At 36.2% G+C, this 19,752-nt stretch carries 12 protein-coding genes and 3 pseudogenes; 11 read left to right on the top strand and 4 right to left on the bottom strand.

Going from position 1 to position 19,752, the window contains the following annotated elements; translation table 11 throughout:
- Positions 1-991 precede the first annotated feature (991 nt).
- Positions 992-1,483 carry a hypothetical protein gene (locus MT489_RS07435; protein WP_244680900.1) on the bottom strand — a complete coding sequence of 164 codons (492 nt, stop codon included), beginning with the start codon at positions 1,481-1,483 and terminating at the stop codon, positions 992-994.
- A gap of 103 nt (positions 1,484-1,586) precedes the next feature.
- Between MT489_RS07435 and MT489_RS07440 the strand changes: the two genes are divergently transcribed.
- The 6 genes and pseudogenes from MT489_RS07440 to istB form a co-directional block, all read left to right on the top strand.
- Positions 1,587-4,187, top strand: coding sequence for a M14 family metallopeptidase (locus tag MT489_RS07440; protein ID WP_244680901.1), 2,601 nt, complete (start codon positions 1,587-1,589; stop codon positions 4,185-4,187).
- Between the two features lie 650 nt (positions 4,188-4,837).
- Entirely contained in the window at positions 4,838-6,064 is a 1,227-nt protein-coding gene (locus MT489_RS07445; protein ID WP_244680902.1) for an NAD(P)/FAD-dependent oxidoreductase, read from the top strand.
- A 349-nt stretch (positions 6,065-6,413) separates the two neighbouring features.
- On the top strand, positions 6,414-7,196 hold the full coding sequence (locus MT489_RS07450) for a metal-dependent hydrolase (protein ID WP_244680903.1): 783 nt from the start codon (positions 6,414-6,416) through the stop codon (positions 7,194-7,196).
- Positions 7,197-7,914: 718 nt separating this feature from the next.
- A complete protein-coding gene (locus tag MT489_RS07455) occupies positions 7,915-8,358 on the top strand; it encodes a hypothetical protein (protein WP_244680904.1) in 444 nt (147 codons plus the stop codon).
- A gap of 25 nt (positions 8,359-8,383) precedes the next feature.
- The gene (locus tag MT489_RS07460; RefSeq protein ID WP_244680905.1) at positions 8,384-8,827 is read left to right on the top strand and encodes a hypothetical protein; all 444 of its coding nucleotides are present in this window, start codon (positions 8,384-8,386) and stop codon (positions 8,825-8,827) included.
- A 443-nt stretch (positions 8,828-9,270) separates the two neighbouring features.
- A pseudogene (istB, locus tag MT489_RS07465) lies at positions 9,271-9,945 on the top strand (IS21-like element helper ATPase IstB); the annotation flags it as partial.
- A 108-nt stretch (positions 9,946-10,053) separates the two neighbouring features.
- Here istB and MT489_RS07470 read toward each other — a convergent pair.
- Positions 10,054-11,413 (bottom strand): annotated as a pseudogene (locus MT489_RS07470) (IS1182 family transposase).
- A 463-nt stretch (positions 11,414-11,876) separates the two neighbouring features.
- On the opposite strand from MT489_RS07470, the gene MT489_RS07475 reads away from it, so the two are divergent.
- From MT489_RS07475 to MT489_RS07490, 4 genes and pseudogenes are all read left to right on the top strand, one after another.
- Positions 11,877-13,361: a spore germination protein gene (locus MT489_RS07475; protein ID WP_244680906.1), complete on the top strand. Its 1,485-nt coding sequence runs from the start codon at positions 11,877-11,879 to the stop codon at positions 13,359-13,361.
- Between the two features lie 8 nt (positions 13,362-13,369).
- Positions 13,370-14,464 carry a GerAB/ArcD/ProY family transporter gene (locus tag MT489_RS07480; RefSeq protein ID WP_244680907.1) on the top strand — a complete coding sequence of 365 codons (1,095 nt, stop codon included), beginning with the start codon at positions 13,370-13,372 and terminating at the stop codon, positions 14,462-14,464.
- Between the two features lie 4 nt (positions 14,465-14,468).
- Positions 14,469-15,599: a Ger(x)C family spore germination protein gene (locus MT489_RS07485; RefSeq protein WP_244680908.1), complete on the top strand. Its 1,131-nt coding sequence runs from the start codon at positions 14,469-14,471 to the stop codon at positions 15,597-15,599.
- A gap of 146 nt (positions 15,600-15,745) precedes the next feature.
- Positions 15,746-16,970 (top strand): annotated as a pseudogene (locus MT489_RS07490) (IS256 family transposase).
- 96 nt (positions 16,971-17,066) lie between these two features.
- Here the strand turns inward: MT489_RS07490 and MT489_RS07495 are convergent.
- Positions 17,067-18,200 carry a hypothetical protein gene (locus MT489_RS07495; RefSeq protein ID WP_244680909.1) on the bottom strand — a complete coding sequence of 378 codons (1,134 nt, stop codon included), beginning with the start codon at positions 18,198-18,200 and terminating at the stop codon, positions 17,067-17,069.
- Between the two features lie 283 nt (positions 18,201-18,483).
- Between MT489_RS07495 and MT489_RS07500 the strand changes: the two genes are divergently transcribed.
- Positions 18,484-19,080 (top strand): hypothetical protein, encoded by a 597-nt coding sequence (locus MT489_RS07500; RefSeq protein WP_244680910.1) that lies wholly within the window; start codon positions 18,484-18,486, stop codon positions 19,078-19,080.
- A gap of 160 nt (positions 19,081-19,240) precedes the next feature.
- Here the strand turns inward: MT489_RS07500 and rlmH are convergent, their stop codons facing one another.
- The gene (rlmH, locus tag MT489_RS07505; RefSeq protein WP_244680911.1) at positions 19,241-19,720 is read right to left on the bottom strand and encodes a 23S rRNA (pseudouridine(1915)-N(3))-methyltransferase RlmH; all 480 of its coding nucleotides are present in this window, start codon (positions 19,718-19,720) and stop codon (positions 19,241-19,243) included.
- Positions 19,721-19,752: the final 32 nt, after the last annotated feature.

The raw sequence follows: 19,752 nt of genomic DNA on the forward strand, positions 1-19,752 counted from the left end.
AGCAGGATGTACACGTAAAAGCTCAAGCATGAACCCAACTCCTAAAGTTTTGTTACTTGCTCTAGGAGCATCACAACACTGTCATGGCAGGCCCTCCTCACCATCGATATCCTATTTTCCCTTCAAAGAAGGATTTTTTGCCGAACTGAAGTTACTAGTTAACTACTAAACTAGCTATAAAATTAGGAACCTCCTTTTCCAATAATTAATTACGTAAGTATAATTGTATAGAAATAATTCCCAAATAAAAAGAGTGAATATTAATAATCTTTAGACAAAAATATCCCTAATAGGACACGGGCTTGTAACACTTTCTCAAAAATATAATCCATTCGTATTAGTTAGCCCGAATAATATCCCGGATACCGTCTACTAATCTTTTAAAAAGTCGAAGTAATAGGCTATTAGTCATACAAATGATATACATCATCTTTTGCATAACTTTTAAATTTTATAATGCATTTTATCCGGAAAAAAAGGTTGTTGAAAAAAGAGGATAATATAGGGCAATCTTCTAAAACTTATGAAAAAATAGAAGTCGCTCGAAAGGAATTGCTTGATTAGGACTGAGGAATTTACTTTTGAATTATCGTACATTAAAAGCTAAAGCGTTGAAGAGGTGGAAAGTAAATCCGTTGTTTTTCCTAAGAATTACATAGGAGATCACAATCGTATAGATACCGTTAAACAACGAATGATAGAAAGCTGGAGTAGGTTAGATAATCATGTTTCTAAAAATTCTATTTGGTTTTACCGAATTGACTACATCTTTTCCTTAATAATTCGTAGGTGGAATAGTCTGCGTTCTTTCACACGTAATGACAATTCGCCATAGTTCTAGTTCAAATTTGGCGCTATCTAAAAATTTTTCTGGAGAATGAGTATGACAGTAAAAGCGACTCCTATATTTAAGAATCGCTGTTCTAAAACCATCATCTACTTATGATACGGTTCAACTTATCTTGACTGGCAAACATGGATTTGACGTTTATTAAGAATTTTTCTTAATCATTTCTTCTACATAAGCTAGAAAATTAGGATACCTAGAAGTCCCTTCCAAGAATTGTAGTGTTTCTTGCAATGGCATTATAACCATATCCCTCTTTTTAGAATATAGGAGACTATAAGGTTTTTCACTTCTATGGATTTCATCAAGCGCAGAAGAGTAAACGTAAACAGAATCAAACTCATACCAGGTAAAATCCTGATTAATATTGTTTTTAATCACCTCTCCTATATATGAGCCTATTCGGACCACAAAATTGTCAAAGTGTTTATTTAACAGTTCAATGCCTTTTTCTGTATTCATTAATCTTTCTACATACATATCAATGAATCGAGTGCTTTCAATAGAGAAATCTAAATTTCTTTTAGTTAGATTCTCCTTATCCCATACATCTTCTGAAACATCTCGATACATTAAGGTTGCCATGCCTTTTAAATCATCTTTTATTAATTTTGTTCTTTTTAAGAATTCGAACATACGTAAATATCTCCTTTTATCAAACGAGACAGGTCGGTAACCTTTTAATTTTTTCTGAATATCATACTAAATACAATATTATTATACGCGAAAGGAAGATTCTATGTTAGAACTTAGGGTAAGCAGGTCTCCATTTTCACTTACAGAAGCAAGAATTGTTGAGATTCAGGCAGATATGGGAAGGAATGTTGACCTAAGTCAGCTAGAGTTTCAATTCGGAGGAAAGAGTCTCTCTATGTGGAAAAAATGGACAAGTGGGTCCAATTTTAACGGAGAGCCCTTTATTACCATCATCGAGAAACCTTACTTTATAGGAGAAACGGGGATTATCAAAGCCACCTTAAAGTTTAATCTTTTATTTAATAGAGAGAGTCTCGCCGAGAGATCCGTTCGAACACAATATCAAAAATTTATTGGAAATTATGAATTAGCAATGATTGATCCACAAAGGAATACTAAAGCTTCTGCCACTGTCCGGCTAAACGTATATGACGAATTTCTTTTTTATCAAGAGCTAAAGTCGGAAATTGACTGGATTTTTAAACAAGCGTACCAAAAAAATAATCGTTATCTTAAATACCAAAATCTCGGAAAGTCCGTACAAGGCAGGGACCTTCATTTTGTTATTTTGGCAAAAAATAAGACTGCTGTTGACAGATATTTAAGTGTCACCCTTCCGACAGCATTAGAAAATCCTCAGAGTTTAATAAATAAACTGGAGAACAGATTAATGGGTGAGTATCAGATTCCAATTTGGTTTAATAATATTCATCCCGATGAAATTGAAGGACTCGATGCTCAAGTAGAGTTATTGAAGAAATTTGCCCTTCAGGATATGATCACGATTCCCACGGTTAAAAATGGCCGAAAAGAAACAGTAACCCTTAACGTGAGTGAAGTTCTTAATGATGTCATTTTGCTATTCATGTTTACAAATAATCCTGATGGAAGAGTTGCAAATACCAGAAGAAATGCCAATGGTTTTGACTTAAATCGTGACAATCATTTTCAAACTCAACCTGAAACCATTATTGTGACCCAGGAAATTTCCAAATGGACTCCCCTCTCCTTCTTGGATATGCATGGGTATATTAGCCGATTCTTGATCGAACCAACCACCCCTCCCCACAATCCAAACTATGAATATGATTTGCTTTACAACAATATGATCAAGCAGGCTCATAACATGGGACAAGCGGGATTAGGCAATTCTGATTTTAGATCCTATGTCATTCCAGCACTAGATTATAAAAACGGATGGGACGATATGTCTGTCGGCTATACACCAATGTTTGCCATGCTGCACGGTTCGCTAGGTCATACAATAGAAATTCCGGAATTGAGTCAAGATGGTTATCATGCGATGGTAGGTGTTGGGCTAGGGGCCGTTCTTTTTGTAAAAGAAAATAAAGATCAACTGTATAAAAATCAGCTGGAAATCTTTAAGCGCGGTGTAAATGGTGAAGATAATCGGGCAGTCGATAGGTATTTGGTTAATGCTTCAGGGAATCTCATTGGAAGAAATAGAGAAGGAAATAACAACTTCTTTCCCGACTATTATGTGATTCCAATTGATTCAAAACAACAAAAAAATAAACTGGAAGCTTATAAAATGGTCCAATATTTATTACGTAATGGTATAAAGGTCGAAAAGTTAACAAAAAGCACTAATGTAAATGGAATCACTTATCCAAGAGGGACATTTGTTGTTCCTATGAAACAAGCAAAACGTGGTGTAGCCAATGCTATGCTTTATAAAGGTGATGATGTTTCAGACTGGGAAGCAATGTATGATTCAACTGTGGTCAATTTCCCCGATTTAAGAGGATTTACGGTACATGAAATTCGCAATGAAAATGCTTTTAATCAAAATGTTATTAGAATTAGAAGTACAGGGCTCCCAAAAGGTTATATATACACAAAGGCACTTTTTCATGTGTTGTCTAATACCAATAATGACACAATTAAACTTGTAAACAATCTTCTGAAGAATGGAGCCATTGTTGAAAAGGCACTTGAAACAAGAGGATTAATAAATAAAGGCGACTTTATTGTCCGAACAAAAGATTTACAGACTTTTGGCAAGAACTATTTTTTCACTGCTAGATCTTTATATTCTTCTATTCCTGTAAAAACGTTGCAATTGAAACAGCCGAAAGTGGCTGTCACTGGATCCACTCAATTGAAGTATGCAGTTCAAGAGCTTGGTTTTGAAATGGTCAAACAAGCGGATGCCGACGTAATTGTTAGCGATAGCAGCAGCATCATTGTATCGAATTTAACTGGTAAAACATTTGTGGGAATTGGGTTAGATACATTAAAAGCCATCAAAAATAGAGAATTGCTTCCGGGCTTTAATATGAACTACACAAAAAATACCCATGAAGGCCTAGTCAAAGCAAAAATAAAGAACCATCTGATCACATCAGGCTATCAGAACGATGAGATTTTTTATACAACTTCAGGAATGTGGATTACGACAGTTCCCGCAGGAGCCGAAATACTAGCTTCTTTTAGCAATAGTAATGATTTCTTTGTAGCAGGATGGTGGCCTGGACATGAAAAGGCAAAAGGACAAATCCTTGCCTTGACCCACACCTTAAAGAATACAACATTCATCCTCTTTGCCAACGACCTCACCTTTAGAGCACACACACATTACAGCTATCGCCTTATAGCCAATTCCATCTTTGATGCATATTAGAAAAGCGCAAGGCGCCCGTTCAGCGACGTACAGGCCCACAGGATGTGGGTCCGTCGACGTCGCCACAGGACGTGGCGGTTTTTAGTCGCGTTCCTCTATAAGTTTCTGACGAGATAAAGGAAACACGGCGAGGAACGAGCTAGTGAAATTGGCACTCCAAATTTCACCTGATGTTGACTTATCGTAGGAAGAAGCTGAAAGTTTGCTAGTCGCTGGGCGCCCTGAAGCTAGACAATGAAAGACTTTTTTTTAAATAAGGATCGTATAAAATTTTATACTTTTTTACTTTGAACAAAAGACCGAGTTTTTGCCTAACACCCGTGCTTTAAATTTTTTACGCATAGGGGGGTGACGGGCAAATTTAACGTTGCATATGTAGATAAAGGCGATTGCTATAAATTATTTAGCAATCGCCTTTTTTAAACCTCATTTACTTATGGTAAGGTTTTCCGTAACGCAACAAAATGAGGTTATTTATTCCTTAGTATAGCGCTATCATCTTGCCATTATTTTTTGAATTTCCTTCCTAATGCGTTCATCCTTTCACATTTACATATTATTTCACCGTGACGAGTCTGAGTAGAATTTTTGCATACACAAAATGAGTTTGGAAATAGTAACAGTATACTTTTTAATAACGGAGGATATAGATGAATTTACAATCTGGAACTTATTATTGGCCTACTACATTTCCTGATGCTCCATCATATCCAGCTTTGGAAGCAGATCTATCTTGTGATGTATTAATCATTGGGGGTGGAAGTTCCGGGGCACAATGTGCATATTATCTTGCCGATACAAATTTAGATGTGGCTGTAATTGAAAAATCAACCATTGGCAGCGGCAGTACTAGTACAAATACTTCCCTCCTTCAATACTCCGGTGAAAAAATGTTTACAAAATTGATCAACACCTTTGGAGAAGGTTACATAAAAAGGCATTTACAATTACTGAAGGAAGCCATAAATGAAATAGAAGTAGCCTCAAAGAACGTCACCATTGATTGTGAATTCAACAGAAGAGATACTCTATATTCCGCAAGCTGTGCAGAAGACGTTGAAAGTCTTAAAAAGGAATATGAATTCTTAAAACAGCAAAACTGTGAACTTACTTTTTTAGCAAAGGAAGATATTGAAGCAAAATATCCTTTTAGCAGGGATGCCGCTATTTATTCATACAACGATGCAGAAATTAACCCTTTCCGATATACCCATGCATTATGTGATTACGCCGCGAGAAAAGGAATCCGTATACATGAAAATACGGAAATGAACGGTCACCATTATGATGAAGAACTAGGAAAAATGATTATTTCTACAAAGAATGGGCATTCCATACAAGCACGCTATATTATTTTTGCAGCGGGTTATGAAGGAATGGAAATCAAAAAAGAGAAAAAAGCCTCCTTTGTAAGTACATATACGGTAACAACCAATCCAATCGAGGACTTCTCCGAGTGGTATAATAGGACACTTATTTGGGAAACCGCTCGTCCTAATTTATATATGCGTACAACTAGAGATAACCGGATTATCATAGGCGGACTTGATGATAATACTACTTATCCTGATGATCGTGATAGTAAACTGATTCACAAAAGGAATAAGCTAATTGAAGAATTCAATAAAATGTTTCCTACTATTAAAGTACAGCCAGAATTTTACTTATCTGCATTTTATGGAGGTACAGTAGATGGCATTCCAATTATAGGTCAATATGAAAAATATCCTAATAGCTATTTCCTATTTGCCTTTGGTGACAATGGGACGGTTTACAGTCAATTGCTGTCAAAGATTATTGTACAGGAGATTGTTGAAGGGAACTGTCCAGATTTAGCTTTATACTTGCAGGAACGCCCTCTGCTAAACAAGGGATGAATATTTGAACGTTCTTATCAAGAAAGCTTACAACGTTAATAAGCAGTGAAAATAACCAAAAGACTTGAGACAAATAAAGGCTCAAGTCTTTTTTTGTCTACTAGAAAATAATTAATATGAACACTTTTTGGGAAGAAAATGGATTTGTTTACTTACTAAAGAGGAATCAAATCATGTTTCGAATATTTATAATAAGTTACAAGTTGCCGATCGAAAACGAGCGAAAGAGGAAGGAATGGAGTAATAAAAAACAAGAATCACATTTTGTAAATTCGTACTTATTAATTAGAAAGTCTGGAATAGAATGATAGTAGTTTAACTTTACTACTATTAGGGAGAGAGGTGTGGAATGAAAATATTACGGCTTGGCCATGCAATGTATATGTTTACAAGTAAGGGCGGGAAAAATTACCTCGTAGATCCATTTATTGATTTAAATCCAGGATTTCCACAACAGCTAGATAATGAAGATTTTTATAATGCTATTGATTGTGTATTTTTGACTCACGGGCATTTTGATCATACAAGTGGGCTATCTAAGGTAGTGAAGCACAATCCTGACATTATGGTCGTTGCCCAATATGATTTGGCCATGATACTTCTGCAAAAGGGCATTAAAAATGTACTTCCTATTAATCTTGGTGGTTCGGTGTCCTTCGATAATCTTACCGTCACAATGGTTCAAGCAAAACACACATCCTCATATGGGGAGATAGAAGGAACCCCAATATATGCGGGCGAGGCATCTGGTTATATTTTTGACTTTGACAATGATTATACGGTTTACCATTCTGGGGATACCGCTCTTATGTATGATATGAAGTTGATTCAAGACGTGTTTAATCCAGAGATTGCAATATTATCTTCATCAGGTCATTTTACAATGGGGCCAAAGGAAGCAGCCTATGCAGTAAAGCACCTATTAGAAGTTAATTACGTTATCCCCAGCCATACATTTCCATCTAAAAAAAGTACCACATCACCGGAAATTCTTGATCAATTATTGAACGCCTTTCCTGTAATAGAAAATATGATAGACAAAGATAAAGACCTGAAAGAGTTGTTAAAGGATTATAAACAAACCGAAGTGGTAACGATAGGATATGGAGAGGAAAGGGAATTTAAGAAATAGCCATATTATATAAAACGTTTGTTTGCCACTATCGTTGTATTTCATTAATGCACTCGTTTGGGGAATTCTAATGGATGTTTTTTCGGAGGGGCACTTCATGATGTTCAAAAGTTAACATGCACTGAGAACAAATGGAGTGGAATCAGGATATTGATAGTTTCTACAAATTTGAACCAACATGACAGATGGGGTTCTTTCAGCAGTAGAAAAGTATGGTGTAAGGCAGTCAATCGCAAATTAAGTATCCCTAATTTTTAGGATGACCTCTATTTCATTTCTTTTTCTAAAAGGTAGCTCAACTGTCTGTGGAGCTACCTTTTTAGAGGAAAATATTAAAGGAAAAACATCAATTAATACAGAATAAATATAGAAGTCATTTGTATTGATGTTTCATTAATTTATATCCATAAATTACCAGGTGTTATTTTTGTAACCGCTGTTACTTATGATAAGGTTCACCGTATTGTATCTAGGTGAGGTTTTATTACACAGCTACTAATGCTGTTTCCACACCGTTTATAGTCCCCAGATATCTCTATCTATTCAGTATAAATAAACATTCAAAGGTCCTCAAATTACTCTCAATCCTTACTTCTGTAACTACTAGACTAAATTGAACAGTTTTCGCGCGATAGAACTGAACACTTTTCGCCCATATCCCTCCCATCAGTTAAACTAAGAAAATATGAATTAACTGATGTATTGGAGGATCGGGAAGGTGCTGAAGTTAGAAGTGATTATGGAAGTTCATAAAAGGCAGGGATTTAAAGTCGCTGCCATCACAAGAAAGTGTAATCTATTCTATGTATATCTTGAAATGGATTTTGAAGAGGCCTGCAAGTGGGTGGAGGAATTGAGGACAAGGGAGCGGAAACTGGATTTCTATCAGGATAAGATCCTGGATTGGCTGGAGGAGCGCTGTAATTTCAAAGATGTCGGGGACAGCACCGTACGAACTTATGTTAGGGAGCTTCGGGAAAAGTACCATATTCCCAAATCACTTGCCTTCCGCAGTTACAAAGCCATTGAGGAGTTGTCAAAAGGAAAACAGATGCTGGTGGATTTCGGGGAATCAAAAGTGAAAACATCTGAAGGAAAAATCATGAAACTATATGTCATGGCCTTTGTCCTTTCCCACACGCGATGTCCTGCGCTGCCATGAAAAAGCCTTCAAATATTATGGAGGGATGACGGAAGAGATTGTCTATACGGAAGAATTCCAGGCATACATGCAACAAAGAGGGTTCAGGGTCTACCTGTGCCGGGCTGCGGATCCCGAATCGAAGGGAAAGGTTGAGAGCGTTGTGAAATTCATTAAAAGGAACTTTGCGAAAAACCGGGTATTCCATCAGATTGATATCTGGAACGAACAATGTCTGGCCTGGCTTCAACGAAAAGGGAATTACCAGAAGCACAATACAATAAAAAAGAGACCTGTCGAAGTGTTCGCCCTGGAAAAGCCACACTTGCGAAAAGTCTCCTCTCTGCTCTCTTTCGAGAACAACCATGCATCAAGTATAACAAGGACAATATTATTAAATTTCAGTCAAACCGTTATTCTGTTCCGTTGGGGACATATAGGCCCAACGGTGATAACACCGTACCTACCCGGATCGCAGGTGAAGAGCTGATCATCGAAAGGATTCCCGGTGAGGAGCCATTGGCTGTCCATCGCCTCTCCGAGGCAAAAGGGCAGCTAATCAAGAACATACACCATTCCAGGGGCAGAACCAAAGGGATACCGACCTACATGGATACGGTAAAAGACTCCTTTAAAGATGAAGAATAGATTCAGCGCTATCTTGATGAAATATACAGGATCAGCTCCAAGTTCATCAAAGGGCTGTAAAGGATTACTACCCATACATCGAGTCCATCCTGGATATTTGTATGGAAAAATCCCTGTGGAGCGCCAATGACTATTACGATGTGGCCAAGCATTTGGCCGGAGTACAGGGGCTCGAGGACGCAATTCCTGATAGTGGGGATGTCGGGTCTGTCTCTGAGTATTACAAAGAAAAAGCTTCCTTGAGGGAACTGGATGGCTACCTGAAAATCTTGGGAGGTGCCTGAGATGAATTTTTCAGTCGAGGACTTACAGGCACAGTTTCAGCGTCTGAGAATGACGGAAACTTCAAAAGAACTGCCAGATTTTTTGAGACAGGCAGAGACCCACGCGTGGACCTACAAGGAGTTTCTTCGGGAACTGCTGATGTATGAGGAAAAACCGCGTGAAGAGAAAATGATTGAGAAGCACTTGAAATGGGCAAAGTTCCCTTACCAGAAAAGCCTGAAGAAGTTTGACCTGAAGGAACAGCCATCAATCAGTGAAGGGTAGTTAAGGCAACTCCGCGAGATCTCATGGCTGGAGGAATCATTCAATTTGATCTTTCTGGGCTCGCCGGGAGTCGGAAAAACCCATATTGCGATTGGATTGGGATTGGAGGCCATTCACAGAGGATACCGTGTGTCATTCATTCCCATGGGCGAGTTGGTTCCCCTACTGAAAAGCGAAGAGTACCTACGAAAATCCCAGCTGCAGTTGAGACGGATCAGAGGGGCTGACCTCGTCATCATTGATGACCTGATGTACATGGCCATGGACCAGAACGAGGCCAATCTGTTCTTTCATCTGGTCAACCATTTCTATGAACGAAGTTCCATTATACTGACATCAAACAAAGGGCCCGAGAAGTGGGGAGAATTACTTGTAGACCAGGGGATTACAACGGCGATCCTAGATCGCCTCAGAGCGTAGACAAAAGGGTTGGAAATCATTTTGATTTCCAACCCTTTTCCTATTAATTCAGGTTAAATCTGTGAAAAAGTTCATTTCAGCTTTCCATTTTGCTTCTCATTAAGCGTCGGTTGGCGTTTTCCATGTCCAACTGGCCAACTTCTTAAGATTTAAGGCAGCAAAAGTCAGCATCGCCTGCATGGACTAATTTTTTAATACCTTTTAAGGTTGTCCAGCGCATGCCATGCTTTTCTTTGGCATCGGCAAAGACACGTTCAATCGTCTCTTTACGCTTTCCGTATATTTCTTTAATTTCATGATTGTGTCGTAAGTCCTCAGCTACATCCAAGTAATCTTGCCAGATATGACGTTGGATCCTTTTTTGGTGATTCTTACTCTCCGTGCATTGGCTAAGCACCGGACACGTGGCACAAATAGAAGGAGTTGATGCATACTCACGATAACCTTTCTTCGTTGTTGTGCGGTAGTTAAGAACCTGTCCTTCGGGACAGATATAACAGTCGTAATACTCGTCATAGACATACTCGTGTTTTTTGAAAAAGCCTTCTTTTGTCATTGGGCGTTTGTATGGTAGTGCTGGAAGAACCTGATTCTCTATAAGAAAGTTGGCAATAGCCGGCGTTTTGTAAGCTGCATCAGCGGCAACAACGATTGGACGTCCTACCTGGTCGATGATTTTCTGGACTAGCGGTTCAAGCATATTACTATCGTGAACATTTCCTGGAGTGACGATGTTTGCGAGTACAAATCCCTTCTCGTCCGTAGCAGCGTGAAAAGAATAGGCAAATTGCTTTGTCCGTTCATCCTTAACGTAATAACCACTCTCAGGGTCCGTTGTCGATTCTTTAATCTCCTTGTACTCTTCTGTTTCAAACTTTTCCGGTGGGAATGGTTTCTTCCCGTTCTTTTCACGATCAAGGTTGAGCTCCTCCTGGAGCCTCTTCTCATAAGCTCGCGTCTCTTTACGAACAACCTTCTTCTCGAACTTTCTCTTATTCGCACTCGCTTTAACATGGGTCGAATCAATGAAGACATGATCTGGGCTGAGAAGCCCACGATTTGTCACTTCGTTTAGAACTTTATAGAAAATCTGCTCGAACAGATAAGTATCTGCAAATCGACGGACATAGTTTTTCCCAAACGTGGAGAAGTGAGGAACCTCGGTATGAAAGCCAAAGCCTAGAAACCAGCGATATGCCACGTTCGTTTCAATTTCCTTGATTGTCTGGCGCATGGATCGGATGCCGAAGGTATACTGAATGAATGTCATCTTGATCAGCACTACAGGATCTATGCTGGGTCTACCGATGGTCGAGTAAAGATCTTCAACTAATGGATAGATGAAGGAGAAATCAATAGCTGCATCTAGTTTGCGAACTAGATGATTTTGAGGAACCAACTGCTCTATGGTCAGCATTTCCAGCTGTTCGCGCTCATTGATTTGATTCTTCGTCATCATATCCATCACCTCATATTTTTTAATAAGAAATACCGTTGATTGGAGCGTAGGGCGGCGACTCCTGCGGGAACAGCGCGAGCTGAAGACCCTGGACTGAGCACAGCGAGGGAAGCGGCTGAAGCCGTGCCCGCGGAACGCGTCCGCCCGAAGCGGAAATCAACTTTCCTAGGTTACCACTATTTTAAAAGAAAAAAGACCGTAGGCAAACACCTAAATTTCTGTATTTGTCTACAGTCTGCGGCGATCCTAGATCGCCTTCTCCACCGCTCTGAAGTTCTCCATTTTGATGGCGACAGCCATATAATCAAATATCGTGAGACTGTATTTCAAGCGAAAAGTGTTCAAAGTTAACGAGCAAAAAGTGTACATAATCACTTGACGGTTACAACTTCTTTGTTTTAATCAAGTATAAAATGATTTTTACTTCAAATAATATAGAAAATCTATTGAGGGATATGTTCAAATGACAAACCATCTAAATGAAATTAGCTTCCCTAATTATGAAAAAGTAAAATCCATCCTCAACCATTCACCAGATTTGATTTGTAGAACACTTGAAGTTGGTGGAGTTTGTCTCGAAGTTATTTTCATGAAAAACTTAATTAAAAAAGAGTTACTAAATGAGTATGTAATTAAATACATTCAACAACTTCCAAAAGAATGCATAACTTACTCTTATTTATTGAAAAACATACCAATGGACGAAGTAATGACAAACCTTGAGGAACAAGAGGTTATCTCTTCGCTCTTAAATGGATTCGCTTATGTTTACTTATCAGACGAAAGTAAAGCATTTATGGTAAATTGCTCCAACCCAATTGAAAGATCCATCGAAAAAGCAGAAACAGAATCTTTGGTATACGGTCCTAAAATATCGTTTACAGAATCATTATCTTCTAATATTAAAATTATAAGACAAAATCTAAATGATTCTAAATTGTGTACAGATGAATTAGAAATAGGAGAACGTGTTAAAAAGCAAGTAAGAATTATATATCTTAAAGATATAGCGGATGATGAAACCATTAAAACACTTAAGGAGAAGTTTGAAAATATAAAAACTGATGATATTAGTGACAGTTCAGTATTGGCACATTATCTTGAAGATAACCATTACTCAATTTTTCCACAGTTTATACTAACTGAGTTGCCCGATAGATTCCTCTATTCTATCTTAAACGGAAGGATTGGTGTTCTTATAGATAGAAGTCCAATTGCTATTATCGGACCTGCTAATTTTTTTTCATTTATTGAATCAACAGAAGATATATATTTGAGATGGTCTTTAAGTACTTTAATAAGATTTATACGATTTTTTGCTATGACAGGTTCACTATTTTTTACAGCATTTTATGTTGCAACCATGACATTTCACTTTGAACTAATTCCATCAAAATTGTTACTTATAATCGGGCAATCACGTTCACAAGTTCCTTTTCCACCTTTGCTAGAAGCACTTTTATTGGAATTATTAATTGAATTACTTAGAGAGGCTGGGGCACGCCTTCCATCAAAAGTAGGACAAACAATGGGGATTGTAGGAGGTATTGTTATTGGCCAAGCAACTGTTGAGGCAGGTTTAACTAGCAACATTTTAATTATTATCGTGGCATTTAGTGCATTAGGTGCGTTTACGGCTCCTGTTTATGAAATGGGGACTGCTATAAGAATTGCTAGATTTCCTTTCATTATTCTAGCAGGAATTTGGGGATTAAATGGGATTATTATCGGAGTCTGTGTACTGATGGTCCACCTGTTAAAATTGACATCATTAAACAAACCTTATCTCGCACCTTTATACCCGTTTAGGATAAAGGATTTAAAGTACTTCTTAATACGTCTTCCACACCATTTTTATAAGAGACGTCCTGTTGTCACTCATCCAAAAGACACATTTCGCACAAGGTGGAGATTTAAAAAAACAGAAAAAGATTTAGATGAATTTTGAGGTGGATAATGAAATCAAATATTAGTTTTGTAAATGCCTATATTGCTTTCTTTATCATACACACTTCCCAAATTGGTATGGGCATACTTGGAGTCCCTAGGATTATTTATCTTGAATCTAAGAAAGATGCTTGGATCTCAGTTTTACTATCTGGTCTATTCATTAGTCTTATTACTTGGATTATTATTAGCATACTTAAAAAACATGGAAACTGTAATCTTTTTGAAATACACGAAAATTTATTTGGTCGCTTTATAGGAAGTATCATCAATACCTTAATTGTCATTTACTTTATTGCTGTACATTACTCTATCATTATCAGTTATGTTGAATTGTCCCTAACATGGGGATATGAAGGAGTTTATGAATGGGTAGGCACCTTAGCGCTATTATTAATAACAATTTATGCAGTATCAGGTGGATTCAGAGTAGTTGCAGGGATAAGCTTCTTATCCTTTTTAATGACTATATGGCTGCTATTTGTGATATATCAACCACTTAATTCCATAAACTTAACTAGAATTTTACCCGTCATGTCAACAACTCCGTCAGAAATGATGAAAGGAGTTTTTAAAAGCAGTTTTACAATGTTGGGTTTTGAAACTTTATTTTTCATTTTTCCTTTTATAAAGGAGAAAAAGAAACTACTTCTATTCAGTCAATTAGCAATTTGGTTTACCACCCTTCTTGTTTTAATTGCAACTGTAATTTCCATATTATTTTTTAGCCCTAAAGAATTAGAAAAACAGATCTGGCCTATTGTCAGTATGATAAGCACTGTCCGCTTTCCATTTATTGAGCGCTTTGAATTTATAGGAGTTGCATTATGGATATTAGTTATTTTTCCAAATTTATGTATAACTTTATTCATTTCTTCCAAAGGAGTTAAACAAGTATTTCATTTAAAAATAACACATGGAATATGGGTAATCTCAATAATCATCTTTATCATGAGTTTTTTTGTCACAAAAAGAGTTGATAACAACCGTTTTTTTGATAAAGTTGGTGAAATTGGCTTTTACCTTTGGTTTATCTATCCGATATTCTTATATTTCATTTCAATCATCAAATCTAAAATTTTTTTTCATTTAAAACGGAGTTGAAAAAATGAAAATATGGCTTATTCTACTTTGTTTCTTTCTCTGTACTGCATGTATGCCACCGGAAAAAATATTAGAAAGGCAAGGAATTTTAACTATTATTGGTTTTGACTTACTTGAAGAGGATACATACAAAGGTACTATTAGCTTATTACAATTCGACCGTAAAGAAGAAAAGACGAGTGTAACCATTTCTGCCGTCGGAACTACAAGCAAACAAATAAGACAAAGGTTAGAGCAACAGACAAGCCACGACATTACCTCTGGACAATTAAGGACAATTTTATTTGATAAATATATGACAGAAATGATTGGGATTTCATCTTTTCTAGACACAATGCAACGAGATAGTAGCTTCGGATCTTTAGTATTTTTGGCAATTACAAACAATGCTGAGAGTACAATTAATAATAAAAACTATGAAGAATATCCTGAAATGGGTTCATATATTTATCAATTATTAGATAAGCACCAAAAGAAGGAAATGTTAATAAACTCCAACTTGCATGATTTTATTTCCACACTATATGAAACTGGTATCGATCCTACATTACCTATTCTATCGAATGAGAATGGTGTAGCACCCTATTTAGATGGGGTTGCATTATTTAGGGATGATAAAATGGTTGGTTCTATTTCCATGAAAAAAACCCTGTATATTAAATTATTCACCAATAATAATGCTTTTTTGGGGGATATAACTTTAAATATTCCTATAGAGGTATTAGAAGAAAAGGGAATAAAAATAGTCGAAAAGCAAAAAGGAGATAATTTAAATATTACAATTCACCCAATAAAGTACCGCGGAAATGTTGAATTATCTCAGAATGAGTCGGTTAATTTAAATGCATCTATTTTAGTTTCATCTATAGAATTACAGCCTTCTGTTACTCTTAAAAACAAGGAATCAATAAAAAAGATGGAGCTAATAATTGAAGAAGAACTAAACAAAGAATTCGGGGATATTCTTGAGGAGTTTAGAAAATTAAATACTGATCCAATTGGCATTGGAAGAAAAATAAAAAGTATAAGAAAATTTTCCAATTTAAATGAAAAAGATTTGAGAGAAAAGTATTCCAGATTAAATTTAAAACCAAGTATTAAGGTAGAGATCAAACGAACAGGGGCAATAGATTAGAAAATATAGTAGAGAAAGTCCATGTATACGAATTTATTTACCGGGAGTGTAAACTAAACCGTGTAAGTGAGAGAGCGTACGGCTCTCACTTCACTGTTTAGTTTTTTTATTGGTAAAATAAAACAAATGAATGGGAGGTATTTCTAATAACTAAATCTAAACGAGAAGAGAAATCGGTTGAATTAGCAAATCAGATCCTAGAAAACTACCAACCAAAAACTGTTGAAGATATGCAAAATGCGCTGAAAGATATATTCGGCCCCATGTTTGAGGCTATGTTAAAAGGTGAAATGGACAACCATATGGGCTATGAATCCAATGATAAAAATGAGAAATAACAGGCAACAGGCGTAATGGTTATGGAGAGAAAACCTTAAAGACAAGTGCAGGAGAAGTAGACATTAAGGTGCCCCGTGATCGGATGGCTCCTTTGATCCTCAACTGATACCGTAACGCAAAAAAGACGTGTCCGCCATTGAAAATAAGGTGATTTCGATGTATGCCAGCAGGATGTCGCAACGGGATATTTCTTCGACGATTGAAGATATCTATGGTTTTTCTGTTTCACACGAAATGATATCGGTTATTACCCATCATGTGCTCCCCGAATTGGAGGAATGGCAAACGCGTCCGTTAAGCAGCTACTATGCGTTTGTCTTTGTAGATTGCATGTTTACAACCATTCGGAACCAGTATGAATCAAAGAAATATGCTATCTATACGATATTAGGCTATACCATGGAAGGTAGGAAGGAAATACTTGACCTCTGGCTGAATGAGACAGAAAGCAAGCATAAATGGATGCAAATCTTTGATGAAATCAAGGCAAAGGGCGTGGAAGACATCTTCTTTCTTTCAATGGATGGAGTCAGTGGCTTAGAGGAAGGTGCCAAGGCTATTTTTCCTCAAGTCATCGTGCAGCGATGCATCGTCCATTTGATCCGAAATTCCATCAAATACGTACCAAGCAAGGATTATAAAGCATTAAGAAAGGTATATAGTGCTCCAAGTCTGAAGGCTTGCCAGAGTGCCTTTGAATCTTTCAAACAACAATGGGCAGTCTACCTAGGAGCTATTGACGTATGGGTGAGGAATTTCCATCACGTCGAACAGCTCTTTGACTACGGCAGCGCTATTCGCAAAATCATGTATACCACTAACGCTGTTGAAAGCATCCACTCCAGCTTCAGGAAAGTGACAAAAAAAGGAGCATTCCCCAATGAGAATGCCCTGTTGAAAGTATTGTATTTACGTATTAAAGAACTGGAAACAAAGTGGGATAGCGGCGGTATCCAAAACTGGGTCATGGTTAGGAACCAACTGCTCCTTCATGACGAGCTTAAAGATAGGGTATCAAAATACCTTGAGTAAAGTGGACTTACACACTTTATTTGACAAGCCCAATTTACCTGTGAAGAACCTCATTTACTTATGGTACGGTTCACCGTACTAATTATAATTGAGGTTTTAATATAATGGAGAAAAATCACTAGTAAGTTTAGAAGCTGATGGTTTGTTATTCGTTGCATCCACACTTACAATCATTATATTAAGATTATACTTTTGGTTAATACTATCAACTTCTCTTTCTAAAGCATTCAATTTTTTAAATTCTTTTTCTTCATATACAATTACCATAAAAACAGCATCTTTTATATCCTCAGCCAATAAATACTTTACCAGTTGTAAGTTTAGCCCTTGTCTTAATTTAGGATTAGAAGCCAACTTTACTTCGATTAAGATTCTTTCATTTACTCCTCTTGATAGCTTAAAATCTATTGGACCTCTCCCAATATTCGCTTCTGGTGAAACATCTATGTTATTTGTCTGAAAATATAAGTAACTAGTTGCCATAAAAAGTAGCTGGACTGCTTTTTCATCCCTTGGCCTATAATTTTCAAACCAAAGAAGTTTATAAGAACCATGATTTATAATTGAATGGACAAAATTATCAATTCCCTTTTTAACGACCTTAAAAAAATCATCCTTTATAGTAACCTCGTTAATTTCATCTCCTAATGCCTTTACGCTTAAAAGAGATCTATATTCTTCTTCAATATCAGGAGGCATTAAATCTACGTAATCTGCTAATACTATACCAAACTGAGATTCAAATTTTTTTGTTGGCATATTTTTAAATATTGATAAATAAAGGGGGACATCTAAAAAGTCATGATCTTGAAAGCAATTTTCTAAATAAAAATCAAACTCAATCAAATCCTCAATAACCCAATTAGGATCGTTTTCGTCTATATCAGAATATTCCTCTCTTATCTTAGGTTCAATGTCATAGAAAAATAGACTTTCCCCATCGTTATATGCACGATGATCCTCATCAATATCACTAGATATATTGATAATCGAATATAAAGCGTATTCATGTAAAGGAGTAAGTGTATGTACAAAATCATCTTTACTCCATAAATATAAATCTTTTGCAGCTTGTCTACACTGTTTTTCTTTAGTCTCATAGATTATGTTAGGGAAAATATCAGAAAAATCATCGTCATTAAATTCAAAATAACTCTCAATAAAATCATTTATCTTTTCATTAGCACAACGTAATAAATCTTCAGTTAAATTAGTATAAATTTTTATCAAACTTTGCTCCCCCTTTGAAAACTGCAAAGCTCTAATAGTCATAATCATTTTTATTTTATCTCTAAAAAAATAGGTAAACAACTTTTGAAAGTATTAATTTTATTTGATACTTTCTTCATCAATTAACATGACTGTTAAATACTTAGTTACTTATGATACATCTTCTTTACTGGTATAAAGGTGGTTTTAATAATCTTTGTAATTTATATAAGTTCAAAAAACAGTGATTATTCAGAATGGTGTATAATTAGTTGAGGAATATATTTTCAAGTGAGGGATATGATTGAATAAAACTATTAAAGATTTAATACTCAGTATCGTAGCTTCTTTAATCGCTAGTTTTTTATGGAATTACGCGACTATATCATTTCAAATGAAAGCTTTTTCTAGAATTGATCAGTTTTTAGAATTGCTTAGTACATATCAATTCATAGGATATTGGTTTGGTTTCCTATTGTTTGTTTTAATAGCAAAACATCTTATTAGAAATAAAATTGATCAAAAACAGGAACCATTTCCAATGGTATTTTCTATACCTCTTAACTATGACTTTAAAGGTGAAGTAAAATATGAAGACTTTTTATGGAAAATAAAAGGAAATAAAAAATCATCACAGTGGTTGCATCGAGATCTATTTGATAAGGAATTGAAAAATGAAGAAGTTGATATTTCAACAGTAGATGGCCCCTATTGTATTCATGATTATCGTAAAATGAAAGTGAAACGAACATATTTCGGATTTTTTAAATATACCTGCTCAAAATGTGGTTATAAAAGGAGATTATTAAAAAATAGTTGGACTTTGGAATGTGAATTAAAAGATGAAATTGAATCTGAACAACGAATGAAAACTAGAAATATTATTGATACTAAAAATTAAATGTTGAATTTTGCTTACACAATTTTAATATAAACATGAGTACAACATTAAGGAAATTTTAATTAGAACTTTCTCTTTGTAATTTGCTTCCTAAAAGGAAAGCCTATTCAATATTACCTAATCTTGAATAGGCACATTACATTTTTCCAAAAAACCCCACTTACTTATGATACGGTTCCCCCTTAATAATCCTAAACGCCCTATACACCTGCTCAACCAATATCAACCTCATCAGCTGATGTGGAAAAGTCATCTTCGAAAAGGACAAACCCTCATCAGCTCGCTTCATCACTTCTTCACTCAATCCCAATGATCCACCTATCACAAACACAATCTTGCTCTTACCATATGTAGCAAGATTATCAATCCGCTCGGCGAGTTCTTCGGATGTTTTCATTTTGCCTTCGATGGCGAGGGCGATGACGTGGGCGTCGGGGTGGATTTTGGAGAGGATGCGGTCGCCTTCTTTGGCTTTGACTTGGAGCATTTCGTTATCGCTTAGGATTTCGGGGGCTTTTTCGTCTGGGATTTCGATGATTTCTACTTTTGCGTAGGCTGTGAGGCGTTTCAAGTATTCATCGATTCCTTGTTTTAAGTATTTTTCTTTTAGTTTGCCAACAGTAATGATTGAGATATTCACAATGGTTTTCCTCTCTCCATTAACGGGTATTG

It is taken from the genome of Lederbergia wuyishanensis (assembly GCF_022900255.1).
Taxonomy (GTDB): Bacteria; Bacillota; Bacilli; order Bacillales; family Bacillaceae_C; genus Lederbergia; species Lederbergia wuyishanensis.